A 24,709-nucleotide genomic window follows, 5' to 3' on the forward strand; every position below is an offset into this window, starting at 1 on the left:
ATCGCCCAGGCACTATCCTTGCGCTGCTTGCCAAAGGCTTGGTGAGCGCAAATGCCTGGGCGATGCTGCGTCCTAGAGGCGCTAGAAGCCTACTCGGCCTGCCTCTCTTCGACGGGCGGCGTGTACTTGCCCGGGATGACCTTCTCGGGCGGGTTGGTGCCCGGAGGATTGATCGACCGGATGAAGGCGATGATCTGCCAGAGGTGGTCGGACGTCTTGATGACGTGTCCCATTTCCGGCATCGGCGCTTTCACGGTTCCGTACTGGTAGCGCGTGAATCCTTGCTTCTGCAGCTCCGCGGATCCGAGCGCGATCAGACGGAACAGCACGTCGTCGGTGTTGCCCCAAAACCAAACGCCTTGGCTAAGGGCAGGGCAGAAACCGCCGCCACCGCCACCGCCGTGGCACTCGTTGCAGCCCGGCAGGCGGAACTGCTTAACGAGATAATCCGGATTGTCCTTGTGCTCTTCCTTCAGCTCTTGCCAGTCGTAGGGGTTATGCAGTTCGCCCGGCGGCGTCTTGGCGATCAGCTCGAAGGGGGGCGTCTTGTCGCCCTTCTTGCAGCACTTGTCCTCTGCTTCCTCGGCCGCAAGTTCCGACTCGGCGGCTTCCTGAGCTTCGGCTTCCTCCGTGGCAACCGGATCCGTTGGAGGTTGTTCTGCCGGTTCTGATGCGGCTTCGCCGTCGGCATCGCCAGTGTCGGCCTGGGCAACGCGCATGGACGTGTCGGTCACGGTTGCACTGGAATCGGTTCCCGCTGCGCTCGGAGGCACGTCGTCACCGGCGCCATTGGACGGAGCCTGGGCTTCGGAGCGTTCGACCTGCTCAGCCACGGCCGCAAAGGCCATGTTGTCCTTGAACGGCTCGCTGGTCACGAGAGCCGCCCCCACAATAAACGCACCCGCCAAGAACAGGCCAAGCGCGCTCACCCATTTCGGGCGTTTGGGCTGGTTCATATTTTTCCTCTAATTACCTAGAAATTCTCACGCACCAGGACGGTGCGCAGTCCCCAACCTATAGCATAGGATTCCCATAGACGAGGGGACCAGCCAGCTTCCCGCCGCAGGTTCGCCGGGCGGAGTCAGGCGGCGACGAACCCGCCTGGAACGTCTTTCAGGCGGGCGATATCGCGTTGCGGCGGCAGACCGAACAGGCGGCGGTACTCGCGGCTGAACTGCGATGGGCTGGCATAGCCGACGTTATGGCTTGCAGCCGCGGCATCGCACAGGCCTTGGAGCATCAGCCGCCGCGCCTCCTGAAGCCGCATCTGCTTCTGGTATTGCAGCGGGCTCATGGCGGTCACCGCCTTGAAGTGGCTGTGGAGCGCCGACGCGCTCATCCGCGCTACGTCGGCCAGATCCTCGACCCGGAACGGCTCGCGGTAGTTGCGCTTGATGTAGTCAATGGCGCGGCCGACCTGCTGCAGGCGGCTGTCGCCCAGCGCGATCTCGCGAAGCTTCGCCGCCTGATCGCCTTGCAGCAAACGGAACAGCAACTCGCGTTCGAACAGCGGCGCCAAGACGGGAATGTCTTGAGGCGTATCGAGTAGGCGCATCAGACGGATCACTGCGTCCGTCAACTCGGGTGTGACCTTGCTGAGGCCAAGCGCCGGGGCCGGCTCGCCGCTGTCCGGCTCCGGACGCGTATCGAGCAGCAGCATCCCGAGAGTCGCCACGTCCAGATCGAACTTGACGCATAGATAGGGCTTTGCTTCGGACGCCTCAGTGACCTGGCCGACCACGGGGACGCCGACCGAAATCACGAGGTACTTGTCCTGGTCGTAGACATAGACGGCGTCGCCCAGAATGGCGTGCTTGCTTCCCTGGGCAATGATGCAGACCGCAGGCTCGTAGACCGCATGCAAGGGTAGCGTCGGGCGCGAGCTCCGGATCACGGACAGCCGGGGCACGGCGGTCGCGTGGACACCGTCCGTCTTGGCGGATCGGTCAATCAGGCTGGCGAGTTCGGACTGGTTCGTGCTCATGAATATCGTCTGGGAAGACCTTTATGACAGTGAAAATCTACGCCCATTGATGCGCCGGGAGTAGGGCGCGCGCAACAATGCCGCAGCCAGAAGAGCCGAAACTTGGAGGATTAGGCAATACTGCGAGAGCTTTGGTCTACCGCAGATCGGGGTCCGGACACCACGTTTTGCCTCAGTCGAGGCGGGGCTCTCCCGCCGCAAGAGGAAAGGAACCTGAGACCATGTCGAACATCGAAGGAAAGGTCGTCGCCATCACCGGTGCAAGCAGCGGGATCGGCGAATCCGCGGCCAGACATTTGGCCAAGAAGGGCGCCCGCGTCGTGCTCGGCGCACGCCGCACCGACAAGCTCGAGAAGATCGTCGAAGAGATCCGCGCCGAGGGCGGCACGGCGGAATACCGCCCCCTCGACGTGACCAGCCGTGAGAGCGTCGACGAGTTCGTGCAATTCGCCGACAAGACGTTCGGCAAGGTGGATGTCGTCGTCAATAACGCCGGGCTGATGCCCCTGTCGCCCCTCGAGGCGCTCAAAGTCGACGAATGGGACCGGATGGTCGATGTCAATATCAAGGGCGTGCTCTACGGCATCGCCGCGGGACTGCCGATCATGAAGCGCCAGGCCACGGACAATTCATCAACGTCTCGTCCGTCGCCGGACACAAGGTGTTCCCGTCGGGCGCTGTCTATTGCGGGACGAAGTTCGCCGTGAACGCCATTTCCGAAGGGTTGCGCGCGGAGAACGCAGATATCCGCGTCACCGTGATCTCACCCGGGGCGACGAATCCGAGTTGGCGGACACCATCACCCATGGCGAGACGAAGACGATGGTGGATCAGCTCCGTGCGCTTGCGATCCCGGCTCAAGCCATCGCCGATGCCATCGGCTTCGCCATTGAGCAGCCTCACAACATCGACGTGAATGAGATCGTCGTTCGCCCCACGGCGCAGCCGCTCTAACCGGACTCCCAGGAGCCCTAACCGGCCTGCGCCATCTCGCGCCATTCACGGTAGCCCTTGGCGCGCAGATCGCAGGCGGGCAGGTCCCGCAGCCATAGCCCCAATCGTGCTTGGTCGCGTGGTCGCCCCTGTAGCAAGTATGGGTTTCCTCCCGGATGAGGTCGATAAAGGCGGCGCCCCCGAGCTTGTCCGCAAGCGCCCAGCTCTGTGCCTTGGTGAGACACATCAGCGGTGTCTCGATGGAGAAGGGGACCTCCGTGCCCAAACGGATGGCCGTCTGAAGGGCCTGCAATGTCTCGTCCCGGCAGTCCGGATAGCCAGAATAGTCGGTCTCGCACATGCCGCCGACCAGCACGTTCAGGCCCCGGCGATGCCCGAGCGCCGCCGCATAGACGAAGAACACCAGGTTGCGCCCCGGAACGAAGGTGGAGGGGAGGCCGGACTCGGTCATGACGATTTCGGCCTCGGACGTCAGCGCCGTATCGCCGATCGCCCCGAAGCTGGAGATATCGATCATATGATCGGGACCGAGGCGTGCGGCCCAGTCCGGAAAGCGCTCGGCAATGGCCGAGCGGATGCGCTGCCGGCACTCGAGTTCGACGCCGTGCCGCTGGCCGTAGTTGAAGCCGACGGTATCCACGCGGGCGTAGCGGTCCAGAGCGTAGCCAGGCAGGTCGTGGAATCCTGGCCGCCGGAGAACAAGACCAAGGCACCGGCCGGTTCTGCTGCGGGGGATGATGCCATGGACTGTTGTCTCCAAATTGGGCCCAAGACGCGGGGACGCGCCTCCTGGACATATACGCCTTCCCGTTCTCGTCCGCCTAGGCTATGACGGCCTCAAAACATCACAGAGTTTCTTGGGGGGACACCCACATGGCAGCCATCGCCACCATTGTCGGCAGAGAAATCCTTGATAGCCGCGGCAACCCGACCGTTGAAGTCGATGTCGTCCTCGAGGACGGCCATCACGGCCGGGCCGCCGTTCCGTCGGGCGCATCGACCGGCGCTCACGAAGCCCACGAGCTGCGCGACGGCGGGCCCCGGTATGGCGGCAAGGGCGTGAGAAAGGCGGTCGAGGCGGTCAACGGCGAAATCCGGAAGGCGCTGGACGGTTTCGACGCCGACGACCAGCGCGGCCTCGACCAATTGTTGTGCGACCTCGACGGAACCGAGAACAAGAAGCGGCTCGGCGCCAACGCCATTCTCGGCGTTTCCCTGGCTGCGGCGAAGGCCGCCGCAGCTGCCAGCGAGAAGCCGCTCTACGCCTATCTCGGAGGGGACGACGCAAACCTGCTGCCCGTGCCGATGATGAACATCGTCAATGGCGGCATGCACGCGGACAATCCCATCGACTTTCAGGAATTCATGATCGTTCCCGTCGGCGCGCCCAGCATCGCCGAGGCCGTCCGCATGGGCGCCGAGGTGTTCCACACGCTGAAGAAGGGCCTTCACGACGCGGGCTTCGGCACGGCCGTGGGCGACGAGGGCGGCTTCGCGCCCAATATCGAATCCACGCGCGCCGCGCTCGACTTCGTCATGAAGGCAATCGAGACCGCCGGCTACCATCCGGGCACGGACATGTATCTCGCCCTCGACGTGGCGGCGACCGAGTTCTTCAAGGACGGGCAATACGTGCTGGCGGGCGAGAACCGTACGCTCTCCTCCGAGGAGATGGCGGCCTATCTCGCCGACCTTGCCTCCAACTATCCGATCTTCTCCATCGAGGACGGCATGTCGGAAGACGATTGGGACGGCTGGCGCACGCTGACCGAAGCAATTGGCGACCGCGTCCAGCTCGTGGGCGACGATCTTTTCGTCACGAACGTTACGCGGCTAAAAGAGGGCATCGACAAGCACATCGCCAACGCCATCCTCATCAAGGTCAACCAGATCGGCACGCTGTCGGAGACACTGGATGCGGTGAATATGGCACACGCTGCTAACTACAATGCCGTCATGTCGCACCGGTCAGGCGAAACCGAGGACGCCACGATCGCCGATCTCGCCGTCGCGACCAATTGCGGACAGATCAAGACGGGCTCGCTCGCGCGGTCCGACCGGGTCGCCAAGTACAACCAGCTCATCCGTATCGAGGAGGAGCTTGGCCCCAAGGCGCGCTACGCCGGGACGACGATCCTGAAGGCCTAAAATCCGCAGGCCGGTAACCGTGCCTTAACGACCACGCAACGATGTTTGTGATTCGCTGCGTGGGGAGGAACGATGCGGTTCAGGGCGTTCATATTCCCGCTTCTGGCTTTGGGAGCGGGCGGCTATTTCGGCTACCATCTGCAAAATGGCGATCACGGGCTGGCGGCGAAGACCGACCTGCAGCGTCGTGCCGCCGTGCTGGAAGGGGAGCTCGAAGGGCTGCGCGAGGTCCGGCAGCGGATCGAACGGGACGTAGCGCTTCTGGAGCCCGACAGCCTCGATCCGGACATGCTGGACGAGCGAGCCCGCGCCATTCTCAACCTGGCGCACCCGAGCGACCTCGTCATGATGAACAGGCGACCGCCCGATCCCACGGGACCGCTGATCAAGCGCTGAATTCCGGTGCCACACCGGGCTTTATGCGGCAGTCCGTGTCTTTGGGCTGACTTTGGAGTCGTGCTAGCTTCGATGGCAAGCACGGTGTGAGTCGCAAGGAGGCCCGGATTGACCAGCCCAAGCCTGACGCCTGGAGCGGCCAATTTCTGGATGGACCAGAAGCCCTCCGAGAGCCCCAATGAGCCAACGCTTCCGGCCGGCTCCAATCTCACGCCCGACGAGTACCTCACTGCCTACCGCAAGATGCTTCTCGTCCGCCGCTTCGAGGAGAAGGCCGGACAGCTCTACGGCATGGGCTATATCGGCGGCTTCTGCCATCTCTATATCGGCCAGGAAGCCGTGGTCACCGGCATGATGATGGCCAAGCGCGACGGCGACCAGGTCATCACCTCTTATCGCGACCACGGCCACATGCTGGCCACGGGCATGGACCCTAAGGGCGTCATGGCCGAGCTCACGGGACGGCAGAGCGGCTACTCCAAAGGCAAGGGCGGCTCGATGCACATGTTCTCCGTGGAGAAGGGCTTCTACGGCGGCCACGGCATCGTCGGCACGCCGGCGCCGCTCGGTTCGGGCATCGCCTTCGCCAACAAGTACCGCCGCAACGACAATGTGTGCCTGACCTTCTTCGGCGAGGGCGCGGCCAACCAGGGCCAGGTCTACGAGAGCTTCAACATGGCCTCGCTGTGGAAGCTCCCGGTGCTCTACATCATCGAGAACAATCACTACGCCATGGGCACGTCCGTCGAACGCGCCTCGGCCCAAGCCCAAGACCTCCATCATCGCGGGCTCGCCTTCGGCATTCCGGGACGCGAAGTCGACGGCATGGACGTGGCGGCGGTGAAGGAGGCCGGCGAGAAGGCGCTAGCCCATATCCGCGCCGGCAACGGCCCTATGATCCTGGAAATGCTGACCTATCGCTATCGCGGTCACTCGATGTCGGATCCGGCGAAATACCGGACACGCGAGGAGGTCCAGGACATGCGTCAGCACCACGATCCGATCGAGCTCGTCCACAAACGCCTCACCGACCTCGGCCGTCCCGAAGACGAGATGAAAGCGATCGACAAGGAGATCCGGGCCATCGTCAACGAGGCCGCGCAGTTCGCACAGGACGAGCCGGAGCCGGACGCTAGCGAGCTTTGGACCGACGTCGTGGCGACGAAAGGCTAGGGCGATGCCTACCGACATTCTCATGCCCGCACTGTCGCCTACGATGGAGGAGGGCACGCTCGCCAAATGGCACGTCAAGGAGGGCGACGCCGTCCAGACCGGCAATGTGATCGCCGAAATCGAGACCGACAAGGCGACGATGGAGGTGGAAGCCATCGAGGACGGCGTCATCCAGTCGATCCTCGTGTCGGAAGGCACCGAGCATGTGCCGGTCAATCAACCCATCGCCGTGCTGCAATTGGAGGACGACGAAGCCCCGGCGGAAGGCGGGCCTGCTGCCGTCGCGCCGCCACCCGCTTCCGAGCCGGCACAGCCTGAACCCGCGGCACCTGAAGCACAGGAGCCGCCACCGGACTTTGGCGAAACCGAGCCTGCGGTGGAGATCGCTCCCGCAGGCCCGCAAGCGGCGCCGCCCGAGCCTGCGCCTGAACCCGATATCCCGCCCGGCACCGAGACTGTCGACATGACCGTGCGCGAAGCCTTGCGCGACGCCATGGCTGAGGAGATGCGCCGCGACCCCGACGTGTTCGTCATGGGCGAGGAGGTGGCCGAGTATCAGGGCGCCTACAAAGTCACCCAGGGCTGCCTGGAGGAATTCGGAGACCGCCGCGTCATCGATACGCCGATCACGGAGTATGGCTTTGCTGGCATCGGTGTGGGCGCGGCCTTCGCGGGGCTCCGGCCGATCGTCGAGTTCATGACCTGGAACTTCGCCCTGCAGGCCATCGACCACATCATCAACTCCGCCGCCAAGACGCTCTACATGTCGGGCGGACAGATGCACTGTCCGATCGTGTTTCGCGGCCCCAACGGGGCGGCTGCCCGCGTCGCGGCCCAGCACAGCCAGGACTTTTCCGCTATCTACGCCCAAGTCCCCGGACTGAAAGTCATCGCACCATACAGCGCTTCCGATGCGAAGGGGCTGTTGAAAGCGGCGATCCGCGAGAACAGCCCCGTGGTGTTCCTGGAGAACGAAATTCTCTACGGCCAGACCTTCCCGGTTCCCAAACTCGACGACTTCGTTCTGCCGATCGGCAAGGCGCGCATTGCACGGCCAGGGCGCGACGTGACGCTCGTCTCCTATTCGCGCGGCCTCGCCTACACGATCGAAGCGGCCGAACGGTTGGCGGAGGAGGGGATCGAGGCGGAGGTCATCGACCTGCGCACCTTGCGGCCGCTCGATATCGACACAGTGCTGGCGTCGGTGCGGAAGACCAACCGCATCGTGACCATCGAGGAAGGCTGGCCCATCTGTTCCGTGGGCACCGAGATTTGCGCGCAAGTAACAGCAGGCGCTTTCGACTACCTCGACGCGCCGCCGCTGAAGATCACGGGCGCCGACGTTCCCATGCCGTACGCCGCCAATCTCGAGAAGCTCGCGCTGCCCTCAGTGGACCTTGTCGTCAGTGCGGCCAAATCTGTTTGCTACCGTGAGGATGCCGCATGACGGACTTTTGGCTGACCGACGAGGAAATGGACAAGGAAATCGAGGCCAACCGGGCGGTGTGCCAGCGGCTCGACGACTATGACCGGGACGAGGACGGCTGGGAGGAAATCTGGGAGGGCCTCTTCGCGATCCTGGTCGAGCATATGGACGAAGTCCGCGAAGTGTTCGACCTCGATCCGCGCAGGTCGGAACTCTTTTCCGAGTTCCCGGATCTTCTCTGGGCGGCCTGCGACCCGCAGCAGCCCATCATCTACTCGCCCGTGTTCCGCGAATTCGGCATGCCTGTGTTCGACGGCGGGCCGGCCATGACCACGCTGCGCTACGATCCGTGGACAGGCAAGGCGCTTCCACCGTCCGTGCGCGATGCCTTCTTCGAAGAGGCCGAGAAGATCCTGGGCCATGAGGTCGGCGTGCTTGATGAGGAACTCGATACGCTGCCCGAGGCTTATCAGCGTGAGACTTGGTGGATCGAGAAGGGACTTTGACCATGAACGTCCCCGTGGGTCACAATGGTCCGCACGAGAGCTCTGCTGAGCATGTGATGGACCGGATCGCGGAGCAAATTCTGGGAAGCACGCAAGACGGAACCGCCGGCGCAGGACGCCTGTTCGCCTCTCCGCTGGCACGGCGCATCGCTCGCGATCGCGGCATCGACCTTGCCGCGCTGACGGGCTCCGGCCCCCATGGCCGCATCGTCCTGTCCGACGTGGAACGCGCCTTGGCGGAGCCGCAGCCGCCGAAGGCCACTCCAGCCGAAGGCGCACCCCCAGCTGAGCCTGAAGCACCCATCCACGGCGAACTGATGCGGGCGCCGTCGACACCGCCCGCATCGGTCCCCGGCATGGCGCAACCCATGCCGGACAAGCAGATTCTCGCGCTCTATGAGCCCGGACGCTACGAAGTCGTGCCCCACGACACGATGCGCCGCTTCATTGCGGACCGTCTGACACTTGCCAAGCAGACGATCCCGCATTTCTATCTCAACATCGAATGCGAACTCGATGCGTTGCTGGCCGCCCGCGAGCGGTTGAACGGCATGGCGCCGCATGAGGGGCCCCGCGCCTTCAAGCTCTCGGTGAACGACTTCATCATCAAGGCCATGGCCATGGCGCTGCAGACCGTGCCGGCCGCGAACGCGACCTGGACGGAGCAGGGCATATTGCGCCATCGCCCGTCCGACATCGCCGTGGCGGTGGCGCTCGAAGGCGGCGGGCTCTACACGCCGGTGATCCGCGATGCCGAACTCAAGAGCCTGTCGGAGATCTCCAACGAAATGCGCGATCTCGCCTCCCGCGCCCGCTCCAAACGTCTCGCCCCACACGAATATCAGGGCGGCGCGACATCGATCTCCAATCTTGGCATGTTCGGCATCGACAACTTCGATGCGGTCATCAACCCGCCGCACAGTTCGATCCTTGCCGTGGGGCGCGCGGAGAAGAAGCCTATCGTCAAGGACGACGCCATCAAGATCGCCACCATGATGGGCGTGACGCTGTCGTGCGATCATCGGGTCATTGACGGTGCGCTTGGCGCGGAGCTCCTTGCCGCCTTCAAGGCCTATCTCGAAGACCCCGTGACGATGCTGGTCTAGCGGGGAGGCCGTCCGACTCTTCCATGGCGCTCGAACCCACATTCCGCCCGGCGACACTCGCAGACGCCGCCGCGCTGGCCGTGCTCGTCGATATCGCAGCCAATGGCCTGGCGAACCAAATTTGGCTCGATCAGGCCGGTCCCGGTCAATCGGCGCTCGAAGTGGGGCGCCAATCCGTGCGACGGCCCGAGGACGTGGATTCCTATCGCAATGCGACAATCGCCATGATGGGCCCGGAGATCGCCGCATGCGTGATCGGCGGACTGCCGGAAAGCCTCTACGACGCGTCCCGACTGGACGAGAAGCCTGACATGTTTCGCCCGGTCGCCCGGCTCGCGGTGCAAGCGCCGGGGACTTGGTTCATCGACGTCATTGCCAGTTTCGCCGAGTTCCGGGGCTACGGTCTCGGGTCGAAGCTTCTTGCACTTGCGGCCTCGAAGGCAGAGGAGGCCGGTCCTGCAGGCAACAGTCTCGTCGTCGGCAGTTGGAACACAGGCGCCGAACGTCTGTATAGACGCTGCGGATTTCTACCGGTGGCACGGGAGCCGGCAATCCTGCCGGAGTCGTACCCGCAATCTGGAGACTGGATCTTGATGCAAAGGCCGCTGCCGTGACGACGACGCCGACATTCCGCCCGGCGACGCTCGCGGATGCCGCGGCGTTGGCCGTGCTCGTGGACATCGCGGGCGAGGGCGCGCCGAACCGGCTCTGGCTCGATATAGCCGGCCCTGGCCATTCCGCACTCGAGGTGGGGCGCGAACGCGCGCGCCGGGAGGAGGGCGGCTTCTCCTATCGCCACACCACGATTGCCGAGATCGACGATGAGATCGTTGCATGTCTCATCGGCTACCGGCTGGACGACCCGTACGACCTCTCCGGCGTCGACGAACTGCCCGCCATGTTTCAACCGCTCCTTCGTCTCGAAGCCCAAGCCCCCGGCACATGGTATGTGCACGTATTGGCGACGTTTACGGAGCACCACAGACAGGGTCTCGGCATGAAGCTTCTCGATGTCGCGAACGAGCGGGCGCGTGAAACCGACGCGCCGGCCGCGAGCATTATCGTGGGCAGCTGGAACGAGGGGGCAGGGCGGCTCTACCGGCGAGCTGGATACGAGCAGATCGCAAGTGAACGTGCCGTGCTTCCGCCTGACCTGCCGCAATCGGGAGACTGGATCTTGATGACACGGCCAGTGACGACGGGGGCGCTCTCATGACCTCCGGCACGGAATTCGATCTCGTCGTCATCGGCGGCGGACCCGGCGGCTACGTAGCGGCGATCCGCGCCGCCCAGCTCGGCATGCGCACGGCCGTCATCGAGCGGGAGCACCTCGGCGGCATTTGCCTGAACTGGGGATGCATCCCCACGAAGGCGCTGCTGCGGACCTCGGAGCTCTACCGGCAGATCAAGGAGGCCGAGGCGTTCGGCCTGCGTGTCGACGGGCTCGGCTTCGATTTCGGCCGGCTCATCCAGCGCAGCCGCAACGTGGCCGACAAGCTCTCCCGCGGCGTCGCTTTTCTGATGAAGAAGAACAAGATCGCCGTGTTCGATGCAACTGGACGCCTCGAAGGTCCCGGACGCGTCGCCCTGACAACGAAGGACGGCACCATCCTGCCGTCGGTCACGGCGAAACACATCGTCATCGCGACCGGCGCGCGGGCCCGCAGCCTTCCCGGTCTTGAGCCCGACGGGCTCCGCATCTGGACCTACAAGGAAGCGATGGTACCGCCGCGTCTGCCGCAATCGCTTCTCGTCATCGGCTCGGGCGCGATCGGCATCGAGTTCGCGAGCTTCTATCGGGCGCTCGGCGTCGAGGTGACGGTCGTCGAAGTCCAGGATCGAATTCTGCCGGTGGAGGACGAGGAGATCTCGAAGCTCGCCCATATGGCTTTCACCAAACAGGGCATCGCGATCCATACCGGCACGGCCGTTGAGAACCTGCACCCTACTGACGCGGGCGGTGTCTCAGCCCGGCTGCGCAGCGCCGACGGCAACACCACCGACGTCGCCGCCGAGCGCGTCATTCTCGCGGTCGGCATCACCGGCAACGTCGAAGGCCTCGGCCTCGAGCAGTCTGGCGTGACGGTCGACCGGGGGCACATCGTCATCGACGAATGGTGCCGCACGGGTGCGCCAGGGATCTATGCCATTGGAGACGTGGTCGGACCGCCATGGCTCGCCCACAAAGCCATGCACGAAGGCGTCCTCTGCGTGGAGAAGATCGCGGGCATCGAAGGCGTCCATCCGCTCGACCCGCGCAACGTGCCGGGCTGCACCTATTGCACGCCGCAGATCGCGAGCCTCGGCCTGACCGAAGCCGCTGCGCGCGAGGCGGGTTACGAGCTCAAGGTCGGGCGCTATCCGTACTCCGCCAACGGCAAGGCCATTGCGCTCGGCGAGACCGACGGTCTCATCAAGACGATTTTCGACGCCAAGACCGGCGCTCTACTCGGCGCGCACATGATCGGCGCCGAAGTCACGGAACTGATTCAAGGATTTGCCATCGGCAAGACGCTCGAAACGACCGAGGCCGAACTCATGACCACGATCTTTCCTCATCCGACATTATCGGAGATGATGCATGAGTCGGTTCTGGACGCGTTCGGGCGTGCCTTGCACATTTGAACGCGCCATTCTCGATCGCGCCGACGAGACGCACGGCACGGTGGCGCACCAGCTTTAGCCAGACCAACGGTAGGAGACCTGAAATGTCGCTCATTATCTTCCTTGTGGTCGGCCTGATCGCCGGCGTACTCGGCTCATACCTGATGGGGCGGAAGAACGATCTTCTCACCAATCTCCTGATCGGCGTCGTCGGTGCTGTCGTAGGCGGCCTGCTGGGCGGCTTCGTCGGCATCACCGCCTCGAACCTCCTCGGCCAGGTCATCATCGCAACCGCAGGCGCGGTTCTGTGTATTTGGCTTTGGCAGCGGATGCGCTAGGTTCGGCGCGGACGAACAACACATAGGGAGGCGAGCATGGAAGCTCACGGTTTGTTTTCGATGCCGGGTGTCGGCTTTATCGGCCTGATCATCATCGGCATCTTGGCCGGTTACATCGCCGAGAAGATCACCGCCAGCGACCACGGCCTGTTCACCAACTTCCTGGTCGGCATCGCCGGCTCGTTTCTCGGCGGCACGCTCGCGCGCATCATCGGCGTCGAGTTCTACGGCTGGGTGGGCAACCTGATCGTGGCCTCGATCGGTGCCGTCATCGTCATTTGGCTTTGGCGCAAGATCAACCCATAGCCCACGCAATCAAGATCACGCATGGTTACACTGCTGAATACGGTTCAAGAGACAAAAGGCCGGCCGCGCCATCCCGAGAAGGCGCGGCTTCCCGATACGCCCGTCATGCGCAAACCGGAATGGATCCGCGTGAAGGCCCCGGGCAATCACGCTCTCGACGGCACGCGCGAGACGCTGCAGCGCCACGGTCTCCACACGGTCTGCGAAGAGGCTGCTTGCCCTAATATCGGGGACTGCTGGTCGAAACGGCACGCCACCGTGATGATCATGGGCGACGTGTGCACACGCGCCTGCGCCTTCTGTAACGTCGCCACGGGCAAGCCGGCGCATCTGGATCCGGACGAACCCATGCGTACGGCGGACGCGATCGCCGAACTCGGCCTCACCCATGTGGTCGTGACCTCCGTCGACCGGGATGATCTTGCCGACGGGGGCGCGGCCCATTTCGCGCTCACGATCACCGCGATCCGAAAGGCAGCACCGGAAACCACGATTGAGGTCCTGACGCCCGACTTCATGCGCAAGACGGGCGCGCTTGAGATCGTGCTGGAGGCACGCCCCGACGTCTTCAACCACAATATCGAAACGGTGCCCTCGCTCTACCGGCGCATTCGTCCGGGTGCGGACTTTTCGCATTCCGCGGGGTTGCTGAAAGAGGCGAAGCGCATCGATCCAGCAGTGTTTACGAAATCAGGCATCATGGTGGGCCTCGGCGAAACCGACGATGAGGTCGAGAGCGTGATGGACGATCTGCGCGCAGCCGACGTGGACTTCCTCACCATCGGCCAGTACTTGCAGCCAACGCGCAAGCACGCCGCCATCGACCGCTTCGTCACACCCGAGCGTTTCGCGGACTACAAGCGCCACGCCGAAGCAAAAGGCTTTCTCCTTGTCGCCTCGACGCCGCTGACGCGCTCGTCCTATCACGCCGCGGAAGATTTCGAGCAGCTGAAGGCGGCTCGGCTTGCGAGCCTCGCTGGCTAGCTTAAAAAACCAAGCATGCAGACTTTCGAAACCCGTCACCGCGTCGCCCATGGGGCCGACGAAATGTATGCGCTGGTCGCGAACGTCGAGGACTATCCGAAGTTCCTGCCGCTCTGCGAAGCGCTCAGCATCGTGCGCCGCGAGACCGTCGACGACAAAGAGGTTCTGACCGCCAGTATGGAAGTCGGATACAAACTCATCCGCGAGCGGTTCACCAGCCGCGTGACGCTCGATCCGGCGGCACGGTCGATCCTGGTCGAGTATGTCGACGGGCCGTTCGAGCATCTTGAAAATCGTTGGATGTTCGAACCGCAAGGCGCAGGCGTCTCGGAGATAGACTTCTTCATCGCCTATAGGTTCCGTTCGCGCATGTTCGAGCGGCTGGTCGGCAGCCTGTTCGACAAGGCGGTTCGCAAATACACGGACGCGTTCGAGGCGCGTGCGGACGAGGTCTACGGCGTGAAGGGCCCGGCACTCACCAGCTAGACGTGGCGCTAGGCGAGGGCGCGCAACATGAGGAGTGCGCACTCAACGCTTAAGCGGCGAATCTCGTCTCGGCCAAGATCGCCGAACTCAACACGCTGATGCTGTGTCGGTACGTCCCGGCGTTCGGCCGCGAAATGTACCAGCCCGACCGGCTTGTCTTCAGTCCCGCCGCCGGGCCCGGCAATGCCCGTAATGGCGACAGCAATTGTCGCATTGCTGTGGGCAAGAGCGCCGCCCGCCATGGCGCGCGCGACCTCCTCGCTCACGGCGCCATGTTTCTCGATCAGCCAGAAGGGCACGTCCAGCATTTCGGACTTGGCGGCGTTCGTATAGGTGACGAACCCGCGGTCGAACACGTCGGAGGATCCCGGAACGGACGTGAGGGAGGCAGAGACCATCCCGCCGGTACACGATTCCGCCGTAGCGATCAGATCGCCGCCAGCACGTGCGGCCTCCAGCACCTCGGCCGCCAGCGCCGTCAACGTTTCATCTGAAGGGACGTCACTCATGGAAGCATCACCGTCGCTGTGGCCATGGCGGCGATGCCTTCCTCGCGGCCGATAAAACCGAGCTGTTCGTTCGTGGTGGCCTTCACGCTGACTTGGTTGAGGCCAAGACCGAGAATGTCCGCAATCGCCCCGCGCATGGCATCGCGATGGGGCCCGATCTTCGGCGTCTCACAGATCAGGGTGACGTCGGCATGCACGATCTTGCCGCCGAGCGCCGCGACCCGCTCGCCGGCGTCTTTCAAGAACATGTCGGAACTTGCACCGCGCCACCGCGCATCCGTGGGCGGGAAATGCGCGCCGATATCCCCATCGGCGATCGTGCCGAGCAGGGCGTCGGTCAGCGCATGCAGCCCCACATCGGCGTCGCTGTGACCAAGCAACTTCCGCGTATGGGGAATGACCACGCCGCAGAGCGTGACGGCATCGCCGGGCCCCAGCCTGTGTACGTCGTATCCCGACCCGACACGCATGGTGCCGGCGGGTGCGCTTTGCCGCATCAGTCGATCGGCGATCATCAAGTCCTCCGCCGTAGTCAGCTTACGATTGTGCTCCGAACCTTCGACGATCGCCACGTTGATCCCGAACCACTCGGCCACGGAGGTATCGTCCGTGAACTCCAGTGTCGAATCCCGGGCGGCCGCGCGGTGCGCCGTCAGGATCGCCTCGAAGTTGAACCCCTGCGGTGTCTGCGCGCGCAAGAGACCCTCACGCGGCACGGTGCCGGCGACGTGACCGGCGTCGGCCCGTTTCAGCGTGTCGGTTACGGCCAGACAGGGCAGGGCGCCGGGCGAGGCCTCTAGCGCATCGATCACCCGCGAGACCAAGGCTTCGTCGGCCAAAGGCCGCGCAGCGTCGTGGATCAGAACCTTCGTTGGCGCCTTGTCCGCGAGAGCCTCCAGCCCAAGACGTACACTGTCTTGTCGGCGGGAACCGCCCATCACGGCCGGCAGGATGTCCGACGAAAAGGGGGCGCTGGCCTCGCCATACAACGCCACATCGTCTGGATGAATGACGACCAGAATATCGTGCACGCCCGGGTGGGCCGCGAACACCGCTAGGGTGCGGGACAGCATCGGCGCGCCGCCAATCTCGCAATATTGCTTCGGCTGCGACGCGTCAGTGGAGGCCCGCGCGCCCCTCCCGGCGGCGACGATCAACGCTGCAACAGTCACCAAACACCTCCCCAAGCACTGCAACAAGAGTGCCCATTTCGGAGCCTAAATCGCTGATTCCCAACGTTGTTGCACTGCGGCATATCGATTATTGCCCCAAACGAAAAACACCCGTATGTTGCCCAATAATAGTTCATGACTCATCGGTGCTTATATTTTATGCACGCTCAATTGGGCCACCGGACGCGGCGGCGAGGATATAGGCTTTGACGCTCTCTACCAAAACGCCAGGGACGGTCCATGACATTAAGGGCCCTGCGTGCGAAGCACTTGTGGAGGCCCTTCCGCATCCGCTTTTGGTGATCGGCAAGGGACTTGCCATCGACTATGTGAACACGGCGGCTGAAGACTTCTTTCAGATGAGCGCCAGTGTCCTCTCCCGCCACAGCCTGCCGGACGTGGTCGCCTTTGGGTGTCCTCTGATCGCGCTCGTGGAGCAGGTTCAGCGCAACGGAACGACGGTCAACGAATACGGAGTCGAACTGAGCTCGTTCCGTTTCGAATCCACGAAGCTCGTCGACCTCTACGGCGGCCCGGTGGCGGTCGGCGACGGCGCGGTGATGGTGATGATCCAGCAGCGCAGCATGGCGCAAATGATCGAACGCCAGTTGACCCATCGCGGGGCCGCGCGATCCGTCTCCGGTCTTGCCGCTGTTCTGGCGCACGAAATCAAGAACCCGCTCTCGGGCATTCGCGGGGCAGCGCAGCTTCTCGAGGGTGAGTGCGATGAGTCCGACCGTACACTGACACAGTTGATCTGCTCGGAATCGGACCGAATTTGCAAACTCGTGGACCGGATGGAGATCTTCGGCGACGAGCGTCCGCTGCAGCGCGAACCGGTGAACATTCACGACGTCCTCGACCATGTGAAGCAGGTGGCCTCGACGGGCTTCGCCAGCCACATCAAGATCGTCGAGAATTACGATCCGTCTCTTCCGCCGGTGCCCGGCAGCCGCGACAAGCTCGTGCAGGTGTTCCTGAACCTCGTCAAGAACGCCGCCGAGGCGATCGGCGACTCCCGCAAGGATGGTCAGATCACGTTGTCGACCGCGTTCCGCCCGGGCGTGAGGCTTTCGGTGCCGGGAAGTCAGGCCCGTGTGAGCCTCCCGCTGGAAATCGCCGTCGAGGACAATGGCAGCGGCGTTCCCGCCGACCTCATTCAACACCTGTTCGATCCGTTTGTCTCCACGAAGCCTTCCGGGACGGGCCTCGGCCTTGCCCTGGTCGCGAAGATCATCGGGGACCACGGCGGCATCATCGAGTGCGATTCACGGCCGCGCTACACAGTGTTCCGTGCACTGATGCCGATGGCGAGCCGCGATGGGACAACGCGGACCGCCGAAACAGCGGAACAAGACGAAGCACATATCTAAGAGACAGACCGAAGTATGGGAAAAGGCAATATCCTGATCGCCGACGACGACGCGGCAATCCGAACGGTCCTGAACCAGGCACTTGCCCGCGCAGGCTATGCGCCGCGCGCGACCGGCAACGCCGCGACACTGTGGCGTTGGGTCAGCCAAGGCGATGGGGATCTCATCATCACAGACGTGGTGATGCCGGACGAAAGCGCGTTCGATTTAATTCCGCGCATCAAGAAGCTGCGGCCGGATCTGCCGATCGTCGTCATGAGCGCCCAGAACACCTTCATGACGGCCGTCACCGCGGCAGAACGGGGGGCTTACGAATATCTGCCCAAGCCGTTCGATCTGAATGAACTCATCTCGGTCGTGAGCCGCGCGCTGGCGGAACCGCGCAAGAAGGTGCAGCCGCTCTCCGCCGAGTCCTCGGACGGCATGCCGCTGATCGGACGCTGCCCCGCGATGCAGGACATCTACCGTGTCCTGGCGCGACTGACCCAAACCGATCTCACCGTCATGATCACCGGTGAGTCCGGCACCGGCAAGGAACTCGTCTCGCGCGCGCTGCACGAATACGGCAAACGGCGAAACGGTCCGTTCGTGGCCATCAACATGGCGGCCATCCCGCGGGAACTCATCGAGTCCGAGTTGTTCGGACACGAGAAGGGGGCCTTCACCGGGGCGCAGACCCGCCATGTGGGCCGTTTCGAGCAGGCCGAAGGCGGCACGCTCTTCCTGGACGAGATCGGCGACATGCCGATGGAGGCGCAAACGCGTCTCCTGCGCGTGTTGCAGGAAGGTGAGTACACGACCGTGGGCGGACGAACGCCCATCCGAACCAATGTCCGGATCATCGCCGCGACAAACCGCGACCTGCAGCAGCAGATCGATCAAGGTCTGTTCCGCGAGGATCTCTACTACCGGCTCAACGTTGTGCCGCTGCGCCTGCCGCCCTTGCGCGAACGGCTTGAGGACATTCCCGACCTCGTGCGCCACTTCCTCGCGATCGCCGAGAAAGAGGGGCTCCCGCCCAAGAGCTTCGAAGCCGGTGCGATCGAGAGGCTCAAGCGGCATAACTGGCCGGGCAATGTGCGTGAGCTCGAGAACCTGGTCCGCCGACTGTCGGCCATCTACACCCAGGACATCGTGACCGTCGACATGGTGGAAAGCGAGTTCGCACCGACCGCGCGCGCGGCCTCGTTCAGCGATACACCCGAGGCCGCGGCGGATTTGTCCGAAGCGGTGGAGCGCTACCTCAGCGACTACTTCATGAGTTTCGGCCAGGAACTGCCGCCGGCCGGGCTCTACACGAGGATCCTGCGGAAGGTGGAATCGCCCCTGATCACGGCGCCTTTGGCCGCGACCCGCGGCAATCAGATTCGCGCCGCCGATCTGTTGGGCGTGAACCGCAACACGCTGCGCAAGAAGATCCGCGACCTCGGGATCAAAGTCATCCGGACTCCCGCCGCCTAGCCCTGGTCAGGGCTACTCCCGCATCCCATATGACCGCGGTGCATGTCCTTCGGGGCGCGTACAGTCATGCACCGTCCGCCTGTCGCCAAAGCGCCACATTGTGATCTTATTGCATCATGCCTGTGGTCAAAATGCCGCACGGATGACAATCGGCCCGAACCGAACCAGGGACTTGGGAGGGAGAGCAGCACACCTTGCGCGACCCCGAGCCAGATACGAAAATAACTAAGGCAGGCAGCAAGTTATCCGCTCCACCAAAAGTCGCGCGTGAGCGCGATCCTGAGGGGCAAACCACGGTTCCGGCCAAGCGCCGACGCCTTCAATTCACACTCGGCCTGATCATCATGGTGCTGTCCCTCTGTGCGGGACTGGCCACCTACCTTGTTCTGACGGGCCTCACGCCGATCGTCCCGACGCAGCAGGTGGTCGTCACCACCTTGCTCATCAACGCGGTGCTCGTGGTCGCATGCTGGGGCTGATTGCCTGGCAGGTGACGGGCCTGTGGCTCGCCAGGCGGCGTCACGAAGCTGGCGCCCAGCTTCACGTTCGGATCGTCAGCCTATTCAGCGTCATTGCCGTCGTGCCCGCGATCGCTCTTGCGATTTTCGCCAGCGTGTCGCTCGACCGCGGCCTCGATCACTGGTTCTCGAGCCGCACGAAATCGATCATCCAGAATTCGATCGACGTGGCCACGGCCTATCTTCAGGAGCACGGCCAGGTTATCCGCGCCGACACGGTCGGCATGGCCAAGGACATCGACGAGGCCGTGGAACTCGTCCGGGCACGGCCGCAAGGCTTCGGGAGCTTCCTGCGCGCCCAGGCAGGCATTCGTGCCATCCCGGCGGCCTATCTGATCGACAGCAAAGGCAAGATGCTGGCGACGGCTGCCTCCATGCCGAACATCCCGTATCGCGCGCCGCCGCCCGAAGCGATGGACCTTGCCAAGAAGGGGCAGGTCATCGTCATCGCGCCCGGCAAGACCAGCCTGGTCGGCGCGATCAAGAGCCTCGACAATTTCGACGACACCTATCTCTACGTCATCCGCCCGGTAAACGCGCGCGTGCTCCAGCAGCTACGCGCGACGCGCGCCAACGTCGCCGAGTACCAATTGCTCGAGCAACGCCGCGCCGGCGTGCAGGTGGCCTTCGGCCTCATGTACGTCACCATCGCGCTGACGCTGCTGTTGTCCGCGATCTGGATCGGCATGTGGTTCGCCAACCGCCTGGTAGCTCCCATCGGCCAGCTGATGGGCGCCGCCGAGGAGATCAGCCACGGCAATCTCGGGGTGAAGGTGCGCGTGAACCCGGCCGACGGCGATCTCGCCGTGCTCGGCTCTACGTTCAACACCATGGCCTCCGAGCTGAAGACCCAGCGCGATGAACTGGTGGGCGCCAACGCGACACTCGACGAACACAACCGCTTCATGTCCGCCGTGCTCTCCGGCGTGACCGCAGGTGTCGTCGCGTCGATGCAGACGGCACCGTGAACCTCGTGAACCCGTCGGCGGAGGAACTCCTTGGCCTGAAAGGGGACGACCTTATCGGGACGCAGCTCGCCGACGCCGTCCCCGAGTTCGGGCCGCAGCTCAAGCGCGCCCGCAAGCCGGCGCGGCGGCCGGGAACGGATCAAATCACGCTGCGCCGTCGTGGGTCGGAGCGCAATTTCGCAGTCCGCGTGACGAGCGAGGGCGACGGGCAGGGCTACGTCGTCACCTTCGACGACATAACGGAGCTGGTCATTGCGCAGCGCTCCACGGCTTGGGCCGACGTCGCGCGCCGCATCGCGCATGAGATCAAGAACCCGCTCACGCCGATTCAGCTATCCGCCGAACGTATTCGCCGCAAATACGGGAAGGTCATTACCGAGGACCGAGAAATCTTCGAACAGTGCACCGACACGATCGTGCGCCAGGTGTCGGACATCGGCCGGATGGTGGACGAGTTCTCCGCCTTTGCCCGAATGCCGAAGCCCGTGATGGAATTGCATGACGTGCGTGAGATCGTGCGTGAGGCCGTCTTCTTGTTCCAGGTGAGCCGCCCGGACATCGATTTCACGCTCGACCTTCCCGACAAGCCGGTCAAGACCATGTCCGACCAGCGCTTACTCACTCAGGCCGTGACCAACCTGGTGAAGAACGCGAGCGAAGGCATCGATACGGCGATCGAAAACGATCCCGACCGCGCGGGAACCGGCGAGATCACCGCGAAAGTCGCCGCCAAGGGCGACCGCGTTCACATCACGATCATCGACAACGGTTGCGGCCTGCCCAAAGAGGACCGTGACCGTCTGATCGAGCCTTACATGACGACCCGTGTCAAAGGCACGGGACTTGGATTGGCCATCGTGCAGCGCATCACCGAGCAGCACGGAGGCAAATTGCGGCTGCCGATGCTCCGAAGCGCGGCGGCAAAGTGGAGGGGGCATCGGTGCTGATCGATCTGCCGATCGTGACGCGCGAGGATATGGACAAGGACGTTGCCGTCGAGTCTGCATCCGAGCCCGAGACGAGTCGAAAGTCTGCCGAAGAAGAGGAAGTAACTCATGGCGTCTGACATCCTGATCGTCGACGACGAGGCCGATATCAGGGAGCTCATATCCGGCATCCTGGAAGACGAGGGTCACGGCACACGGCTCGCGAAGGACAGCGACGAAACGCTGCAGGCCATCGAGGAGCGGCGGCCTTCGCTCGTCATTCTCGACATCTGGCTCCAAGGGTCGCGGCTCGACGGCCTCGATCTTCTGGAGGAGATCAAGAAGGCCCATCCGGATCTGCCCGTCATCATCATAAGCGGCCACGGCAATATCGAGACGGCCGTGTCGGCCATCCAGCGGGGCGCCTACGACTATATCGAAAAGCCCTTCAAGGCCGACCGGCTGGTGCTCATCACCGCGCGTGCGCTCGAGACCTCGAAGCTCAAGCGCGAGAACAGGGAATTGCGGGAGCGCAGCTCCTATTCTTCCGACATGATCGGCAAGTCCGCCGCCATCGGCCAGCTGCAGCAGGCCATCGAAAAGGTCGCGCCTACGAATAGCCGCGTGCTGATCAGCGGACCCTCCGGGTGCGGCAAGGAACTCGCCGCGCGGGTGATGCACGCCAAGTCGCACCGCGCCGACGGGCCGTTCGTCGTCCTCAACGCGGCCGCGATGGTCCCGGAGCGAATGGAACTCGAACTCTTCGGAACGGAGGAGGGGACGGGCTCGGGTCCCCGGAAAGTCGGTGCGCTCGAAGAGGCCCATGGCGGCACGCTCTATATCGACGAAGTCGCCGACATGCCGCTTGAGACCCAAGCCAAGATCTTGCGGGTGCTGGTCGAACAGCGCTTCCAGCGCCTCGGGGGCGGCACCAAGGTTCATGTGGACGTGCGCGTGGTCTCCTCGACCAGCCACGACCTCCAGAAGGAAATTTCGGCAGGGCGCCTGCGCGAAGACCTCTACCACCGCCTCAACGTGGTACCGATCCGCATCCCGGGGCTCTCCGAGCGCCGCGAGGACGTGCCGGACCTCGTGCGCTACTTCGTGCAGACCATTTCCGTGGCCTCGGGCCTGCCGCCGCGCCGGATCGGCGAGGACGCCATGGCCGTTCTTCAGTCGCACGAATGGCCGGGCAACGTCCGTCAGCTGCGCAACAACGTGGAGCGTCTCATGATCCTCGTGGGCGGGGATGCGGACACCATCGTCACGGCCGACATGCTTCCCGACGAAATCGTCTCGCCGGTGCCACTGACGCCCAACGGGGCAGGCGGCGAGCACCTCATGTCGCTGCCGCTGCGCGATGCACGTGAGATCTTCGAGCGGGAATACCTCCTTGCCCAGGTCAACCGGTTCGGCGGGAACATCTCCCGGACGGCCGAATTCGTGGGCATGGAACGCTCCGCACTGCACCGGAAACTTCGCGCATTAGGTGTCAATTCGAATGAAAGAAACGCCGCAATGCGTTAGCATAGCTCAGTGACTCGCTTTACGGGGGAGGCACACATACGGAATTCGTCCTAAGTCGAATATCTTACGGACGCACATTGTGGTTGCGTCTTAACAGGACCACGAGCCGGTTCGTCTCAAGCCGGCGTCATTTTTGAGACCAAGCGTGAACCAAAGGGACAACAAGCCCATGCCGACAGAGCGCACGCAAAGCTTGCAAGACACTTTTCTCAATCACGTTCGCAAAGCCAAGATCCCGCTCACGATTTTTCTGGTGAACGGCGTCAAGCTTCAGGGTGTCGTGACATGGTTCGACAATTTTTGCGTTCTGCTGCGCCGGGACGGACACTCGCAGCTTGTCTACAAGCACGCGATTTCGACCATCATGCCTGGCCAGCCTATTCAGCTTGCCGACATCACCGATGCGGAAGGTACCGCAGAGTAATTGCGTCCAACTGACCCCAAACAGCTCGCAAGCAAGAAGGGACAACGAGAACGCAACGGGGACCGCGCGGATCACCGCGTACGTGCGGTTGTCTTCGCGCCGATCCTCGACGCGAGGGCAGGCCGGTCCCGGCGGGAAAGGTCTCTAGGCGCAGGCGCCGACGCCCCAGACCGGACCCCGCAAGCCCGGCTTGAAGAAGCCGTCGGTCTCGCGGCGGCCATCGATCTCGACATTCGCGCCAGCGGCGTCGTTCCCGTACCGCAGCCGAAGCCCGCGACCCTGTTCGGATCCGGCAAGTCGAAGAACTCGCTGGCGTGGTCCGCATGGAAGAAGCCGAGCTTGTCATCGTCGACCATCCACTGACGCCCGTCCAGCAGCGCAATCTGGAAACGGCCTGGCAGGCAAAGGTCCTCGACCGGACCGGGCTGATCCTGGAGATATTCGGCGAACGCGCCAGAACGCGGGAAGGGCGCCTGCAAGTCGAGTTGGCCCATCTCGTCTATCAGAAGAGCCGGCTGGTCCGCTCCTGGACCCATCTGGAACGGCAACGGGGCGGCTTCGGCTTTCTCGGCGGTCCCGGCGAAACCCAGATCGAAACCGACCGGCGCCTGCTTTCCGAGCGCATCACCAAGATCCAAAACGAGCTGGAGCATGTGCGCCAAACGCGGACGCTGCACCGGAAGTCGCGCCAGCGCGTCCCGTATCCGGCGGTGGCGCTCGTGGGCTACACCAATGCCGGCAAGTCCACGCTGTTCAACACGCTGACCGGCGCCGAGGTCCTGGCCCAGGACATCCTGTTCGCCACGCTCGATCCCACCATTCGCGCGCTCCAGCTGCCGAACGGATCGAAATCCGTCCTGTCCGACACGGTGGGCTTCATCTCGGACCTGCCGACCACGCTCGTGGCCGCGTTCCGCGCGACGCTCGAGGAGGTGCAGGAGGCGGACCTCATCCTCCATGTTCGAGACATTTCAGACGGCGCGACGGCGAGCCAGCGCGCCGACGTGAACGCGGTTCTCGCCGATCTCGGGATCAACGCCGACGAGGAGCCGGACCGCGTGCTCGAAGTCTGGAACAAGGCCGATCTACTCGATCCTGACGCCCTGGAACACGCCCGGAACGAGGCGGCGCGGCACGGTGCCATCCTGGTCTCCGCCGTGAGCGGGCAGGGCCTCGACGCCTTGCTCGCGGAAATCGAAACCCGCCTGAACCGCCGCCGGCAGACTCTGGAGATTGTGGTACAGCCGCAAGAAGGCGCTCTCTCGAACTGGATCTATGAGAACTGCGAAGTGATCAGCCGCGCCGATCTTGGAGAGGGCGCCGTGTCCTTGCGCATTCGCGTCGCGCCGGAGAAGCGCGACAAGCTCGCGCGCGTCGCTGGCGCATCGCGCTTACAGACCGCGGACGAGTAGGGGGCTCC

General features: G+C 63.8%; 25 protein-coding genes and 3 pseudogenes. 23 read left to right on the forward strand and 5 right to left on the reverse strand.

All coding sequences use genetic code 11. The features are described from left to right. Window positions 1-89: 89 nt before the first annotated feature. Together AUC70_RS10030 and AUC70_RS10035 are read right to left on the reverse strand one after the other, a co-directional pair. Window positions 90-956, reverse strand: a complete 867-nt coding sequence (locus tag AUC70_RS10030; RefSeq protein WP_069444740.1) for a hypothetical protein — start codon at window positions 954-956, stop codon at window positions 90-92. 125 nt (window positions 957-1,081) lie between these two features. Next, window positions 1,082-1,984 carry an AraC family transcriptional regulator gene (locus AUC70_RS10035; protein WP_069444741.1) on the reverse strand — a complete coding sequence of 301 codons (903 nt, stop codon included), beginning with the start codon at window positions 1,982-1,984 and terminating at the stop codon, window positions 1,082-1,084. Window positions 1,985-2,205: 221 nt separating this feature from the next. On the opposite strand from AUC70_RS10035, the pseudogene AUC70_RS10040 reads away from it, so the two are divergent. Then, a pseudogene (locus AUC70_RS10040) lies at window positions 2,206-2,900 on the forward strand (SDR family oxidoreductase). Window positions 2,901-2,955: 55 nt separating this feature from the next. Here the strand turns inward: AUC70_RS10040 and queC are convergent. Beyond that, window positions 2,956-3,682, reverse strand: a pseudogene (queC, locus tag AUC70_RS16325) (7-cyano-7-deazaguanine synthase QueC). Window positions 3,683-3,811: 129 nt separating this feature from the next. On the opposite strand from queC, the gene eno reads away from it, so the two are divergent. The 13 genes from eno (at window position 3,812) to AUC70_RS10110 (ending at window position 14,411) form a co-directional block, all read left to right on the forward strand. Continuing rightward, entirely contained in the window at window positions 3,812-5,086 is a 1,275-nt protein-coding gene (eno, locus tag AUC70_RS10050) for a phosphopyruvate hydratase (protein WP_069444743.1), read from the forward strand. Window positions 5,087-5,158: 72 nt separating this feature from the next. Then, window positions 5,159-5,482 (forward strand): FtsB family cell division protein, encoded by a 324-nt coding sequence (locus AUC70_RS10055; RefSeq protein WP_069444744.1) that lies wholly within the window; start codon window positions 5,159-5,161, stop codon window positions 5,480-5,482. Window positions 5,483-5,605: 123 nt separating this feature from the next. After that, window positions 5,606-6,655, forward strand: a complete 1,050-nt coding sequence (gene pdhA / locus AUC70_RS10060) for a pyruvate dehydrogenase (acetyl-transferring) E1 component subunit alpha (protein ID WP_425283600.1) — start codon at window positions 5,606-5,608, stop codon at window positions 6,653-6,655. A 4-nt stretch (window positions 6,656-6,659) separates the two neighbouring features. Further along, window positions 6,660-8,102: a pyruvate dehydrogenase complex E1 component subunit beta gene (locus AUC70_RS10065; protein ID WP_069444746.1), complete on the forward strand. Its 1,443-nt coding sequence runs from the start codon at window positions 6,660-6,662 to the stop codon at window positions 8,100-8,102. Beyond that, a complete protein-coding gene (locus AUC70_RS10070; protein WP_069444747.1) occupies window positions 8,099-8,587 on the forward strand; it encodes a DUF6980 family protein in 489 nt (162 codons plus the stop codon). Before AUC70_RS10065 ends, AUC70_RS10070 begins: the two co-directional genes overlap by 4 nt. Window positions 8,588-8,589: 2 nt before the next feature. Next, entirely contained in the window at window positions 8,590-9,693 is a 1,104-nt protein-coding gene (locus AUC70_RS10075) for a dihydrolipoamide acetyltransferase family protein (RefSeq protein WP_069444748.1), read from the forward strand. A 23-nt stretch (window positions 9,694-9,716) separates the two neighbouring features. Beyond that, on the forward strand, window positions 9,717-10,307 hold the full coding sequence (locus AUC70_RS10080) for a GNAT family N-acetyltransferase (RefSeq protein WP_069444749.1): 591 nt from the start codon (window positions 9,717-9,719) through the stop codon (window positions 10,305-10,307). Further along, window positions 10,304-10,909, forward strand: a complete 606-nt coding sequence (locus AUC70_RS10085) for a GNAT family N-acetyltransferase (protein ID WP_069444750.1) — start codon at window positions 10,304-10,306, stop codon at window positions 10,907-10,909. Before AUC70_RS10080 ends, AUC70_RS10085 begins: the two co-directional genes overlap by 4 nt. After that, on the forward strand, window positions 10,906-12,318 hold the full coding sequence (lpdA, locus tag AUC70_RS10090) for a dihydrolipoyl dehydrogenase (protein WP_069444751.1): 1,413 nt from the start codon (window positions 10,906-10,908) through the stop codon (window positions 12,316-12,318). Before AUC70_RS10085 ends, lpdA begins: the two co-directional genes overlap by 4 nt. Window positions 12,319-12,401: 83 nt before the next feature. Next, a complete protein-coding gene (locus AUC70_RS10095; protein WP_069444752.1) occupies window positions 12,402-12,635 on the forward strand; it encodes a GlsB/YeaQ/YmgE family stress response membrane protein in 234 nt (77 codons plus the stop codon). 36 nt (window positions 12,636-12,671) lie between these two features. After that, window positions 12,672-12,941: a GlsB/YeaQ/YmgE family stress response membrane protein gene (locus AUC70_RS10100; protein ID WP_069444753.1), complete on the forward strand. Its 270-nt coding sequence runs from the start codon at window positions 12,672-12,674 to the stop codon at window positions 12,939-12,941. Window positions 12,942-12,962: 21 nt separating this feature from the next. Continuing rightward, window positions 12,963-13,925, forward strand: a complete 963-nt coding sequence (gene lipA, locus AUC70_RS10105) for a lipoyl synthase (RefSeq protein ID WP_069444754.1) — start codon at window positions 12,963-12,965, stop codon at window positions 13,923-13,925. A 15-nt stretch (window positions 13,926-13,940) separates the two neighbouring features. Then, window positions 13,941-14,411 (forward strand): type II toxin-antitoxin system RatA family toxin, encoded by a 471-nt coding sequence (locus AUC70_RS10110; protein WP_069444755.1) that lies wholly within the window; start codon window positions 13,941-13,943, stop codon window positions 14,409-14,411. A gap of 8 nt (window positions 14,412-14,419) precedes the next feature. On the opposite strand, the gene AUC70_RS10115 is transcribed toward AUC70_RS10110, so the two are convergent. Together AUC70_RS10115 and AUC70_RS10120 are read right to left on the reverse strand one after the other, a co-directional pair. After that, window positions 14,420-14,920: a CinA family protein gene (locus AUC70_RS10115; RefSeq protein ID WP_069444756.1), complete on the reverse strand. Its 501-nt coding sequence runs from the start codon at window positions 14,918-14,920 to the stop codon at window positions 14,420-14,422. Next, entirely contained in the window at window positions 14,917-16,092 is a 1,176-nt protein-coding gene (locus AUC70_RS10120; protein ID WP_206599363.1) for a bifunctional 2-C-methyl-D-erythritol 4-phosphate cytidylyltransferase/2-C-methyl-D-erythritol 2,4-cyclodiphosphate synthase, read from the reverse strand. Before AUC70_RS10120 ends, AUC70_RS10115 begins: the two co-directional genes overlap by 4 nt. A gap of 272 nt (window positions 16,093-16,364) precedes the next feature. Here AUC70_RS10120 and AUC70_RS10125 point away from each other — a divergent pair, with 272 nt between their 5' ends. The 9 genes and pseudogenes from AUC70_RS10125 to hflX all read left to right on the forward strand — a co-directional run bounded on the left by AUC70_RS10125 (window position 16,365) and on the right by hflX (window position 24,701). Continuing rightward, window positions 16,365-17,465: an ATP-binding protein gene (locus AUC70_RS10125; RefSeq protein ID WP_206599364.1), complete on the forward strand. Its 1,101-nt coding sequence runs from the start codon at window positions 16,365-16,367 to the stop codon at window positions 17,463-17,465. 15 nt (window positions 17,466-17,480) lie between these two features. Continuing rightward, window positions 17,481-18,926, forward strand: a complete 1,446-nt coding sequence (gene ntrC, locus AUC70_RS10130; protein WP_069444759.1) for a nitrogen regulation protein NR(I) — start codon at window positions 17,481-17,483, stop codon at window positions 18,924-18,926. Between the two features lie 194 nt (window positions 18,927-19,120). Next, window positions 19,121-19,405, forward strand: coding sequence for a hypothetical protein (locus tag AUC70_RS16785; RefSeq protein ID WP_141702068.1), 285 nt, complete (start codon window positions 19,121-19,123; stop codon window positions 19,403-19,405). Further along, window positions 19,393-20,412 carry a HAMP domain-containing protein gene (locus AUC70_RS10135; protein ID WP_069444760.1) on the forward strand — a complete coding sequence of 340 codons (1,020 nt, stop codon included), beginning with the start codon at window positions 19,393-19,395 and terminating at the stop codon, window positions 20,410-20,412. Before AUC70_RS16785 ends, AUC70_RS10135 begins: the two co-directional genes overlap by 13 nt. Further along, window positions 20,409-21,359, forward strand: coding sequence for a sensor histidine kinase (locus AUC70_RS10140; protein WP_069444761.1), 951 nt, complete (start codon window positions 20,409-20,411; stop codon window positions 21,357-21,359). Before AUC70_RS10135 ends, AUC70_RS10140 begins: the two co-directional genes overlap by 4 nt. Further along, window positions 21,353-21,478: a hypothetical protein gene (locus tag AUC70_RS18390; RefSeq protein WP_280138241.1), complete on the forward strand. Its 126-nt coding sequence runs from the start codon at window positions 21,353-21,355 to the stop codon at window positions 21,476-21,478. Before AUC70_RS10140 ends, AUC70_RS18390 begins: the two co-directional genes overlap by 7 nt. Beyond that, window positions 21,468-22,865 carry a nitrogen assimilation response regulator NtrX gene (gene ntrX / locus AUC70_RS10145; protein ID WP_069444762.1) on the forward strand — a complete coding sequence of 466 codons (1,398 nt, stop codon included), beginning with the start codon at window positions 21,468-21,470 and terminating at the stop codon, window positions 22,863-22,865. The genes AUC70_RS18390 and ntrX overlap by 11 nt, the downstream gene beginning before the upstream one ends. A gap of 169 nt (window positions 22,866-23,034) precedes the next feature. Then, window positions 23,035-23,289, forward strand: coding sequence for an RNA chaperone Hfq (hfq, locus tag AUC70_RS10150; RefSeq protein ID WP_045367265.1), 255 nt, complete (start codon window positions 23,035-23,037; stop codon window positions 23,287-23,289). A 102-nt stretch (window positions 23,290-23,391) separates the two neighbouring features. Further along, a pseudogene (hflX, locus tag AUC70_RS10155) lies at window positions 23,392-24,701 on the forward strand (GTPase HflX). Window positions 24,702-24,709: the final 8 nt, after the last annotated feature.

Source organism: Methyloceanibacter stevinii (genome assembly GCF_001723355.1).
Taxonomy (GTDB): domain Bacteria; phylum Pseudomonadota; class Alphaproteobacteria; order Rhizobiales; family Methyloligellaceae; genus Methyloceanibacter; species Methyloceanibacter stevinii.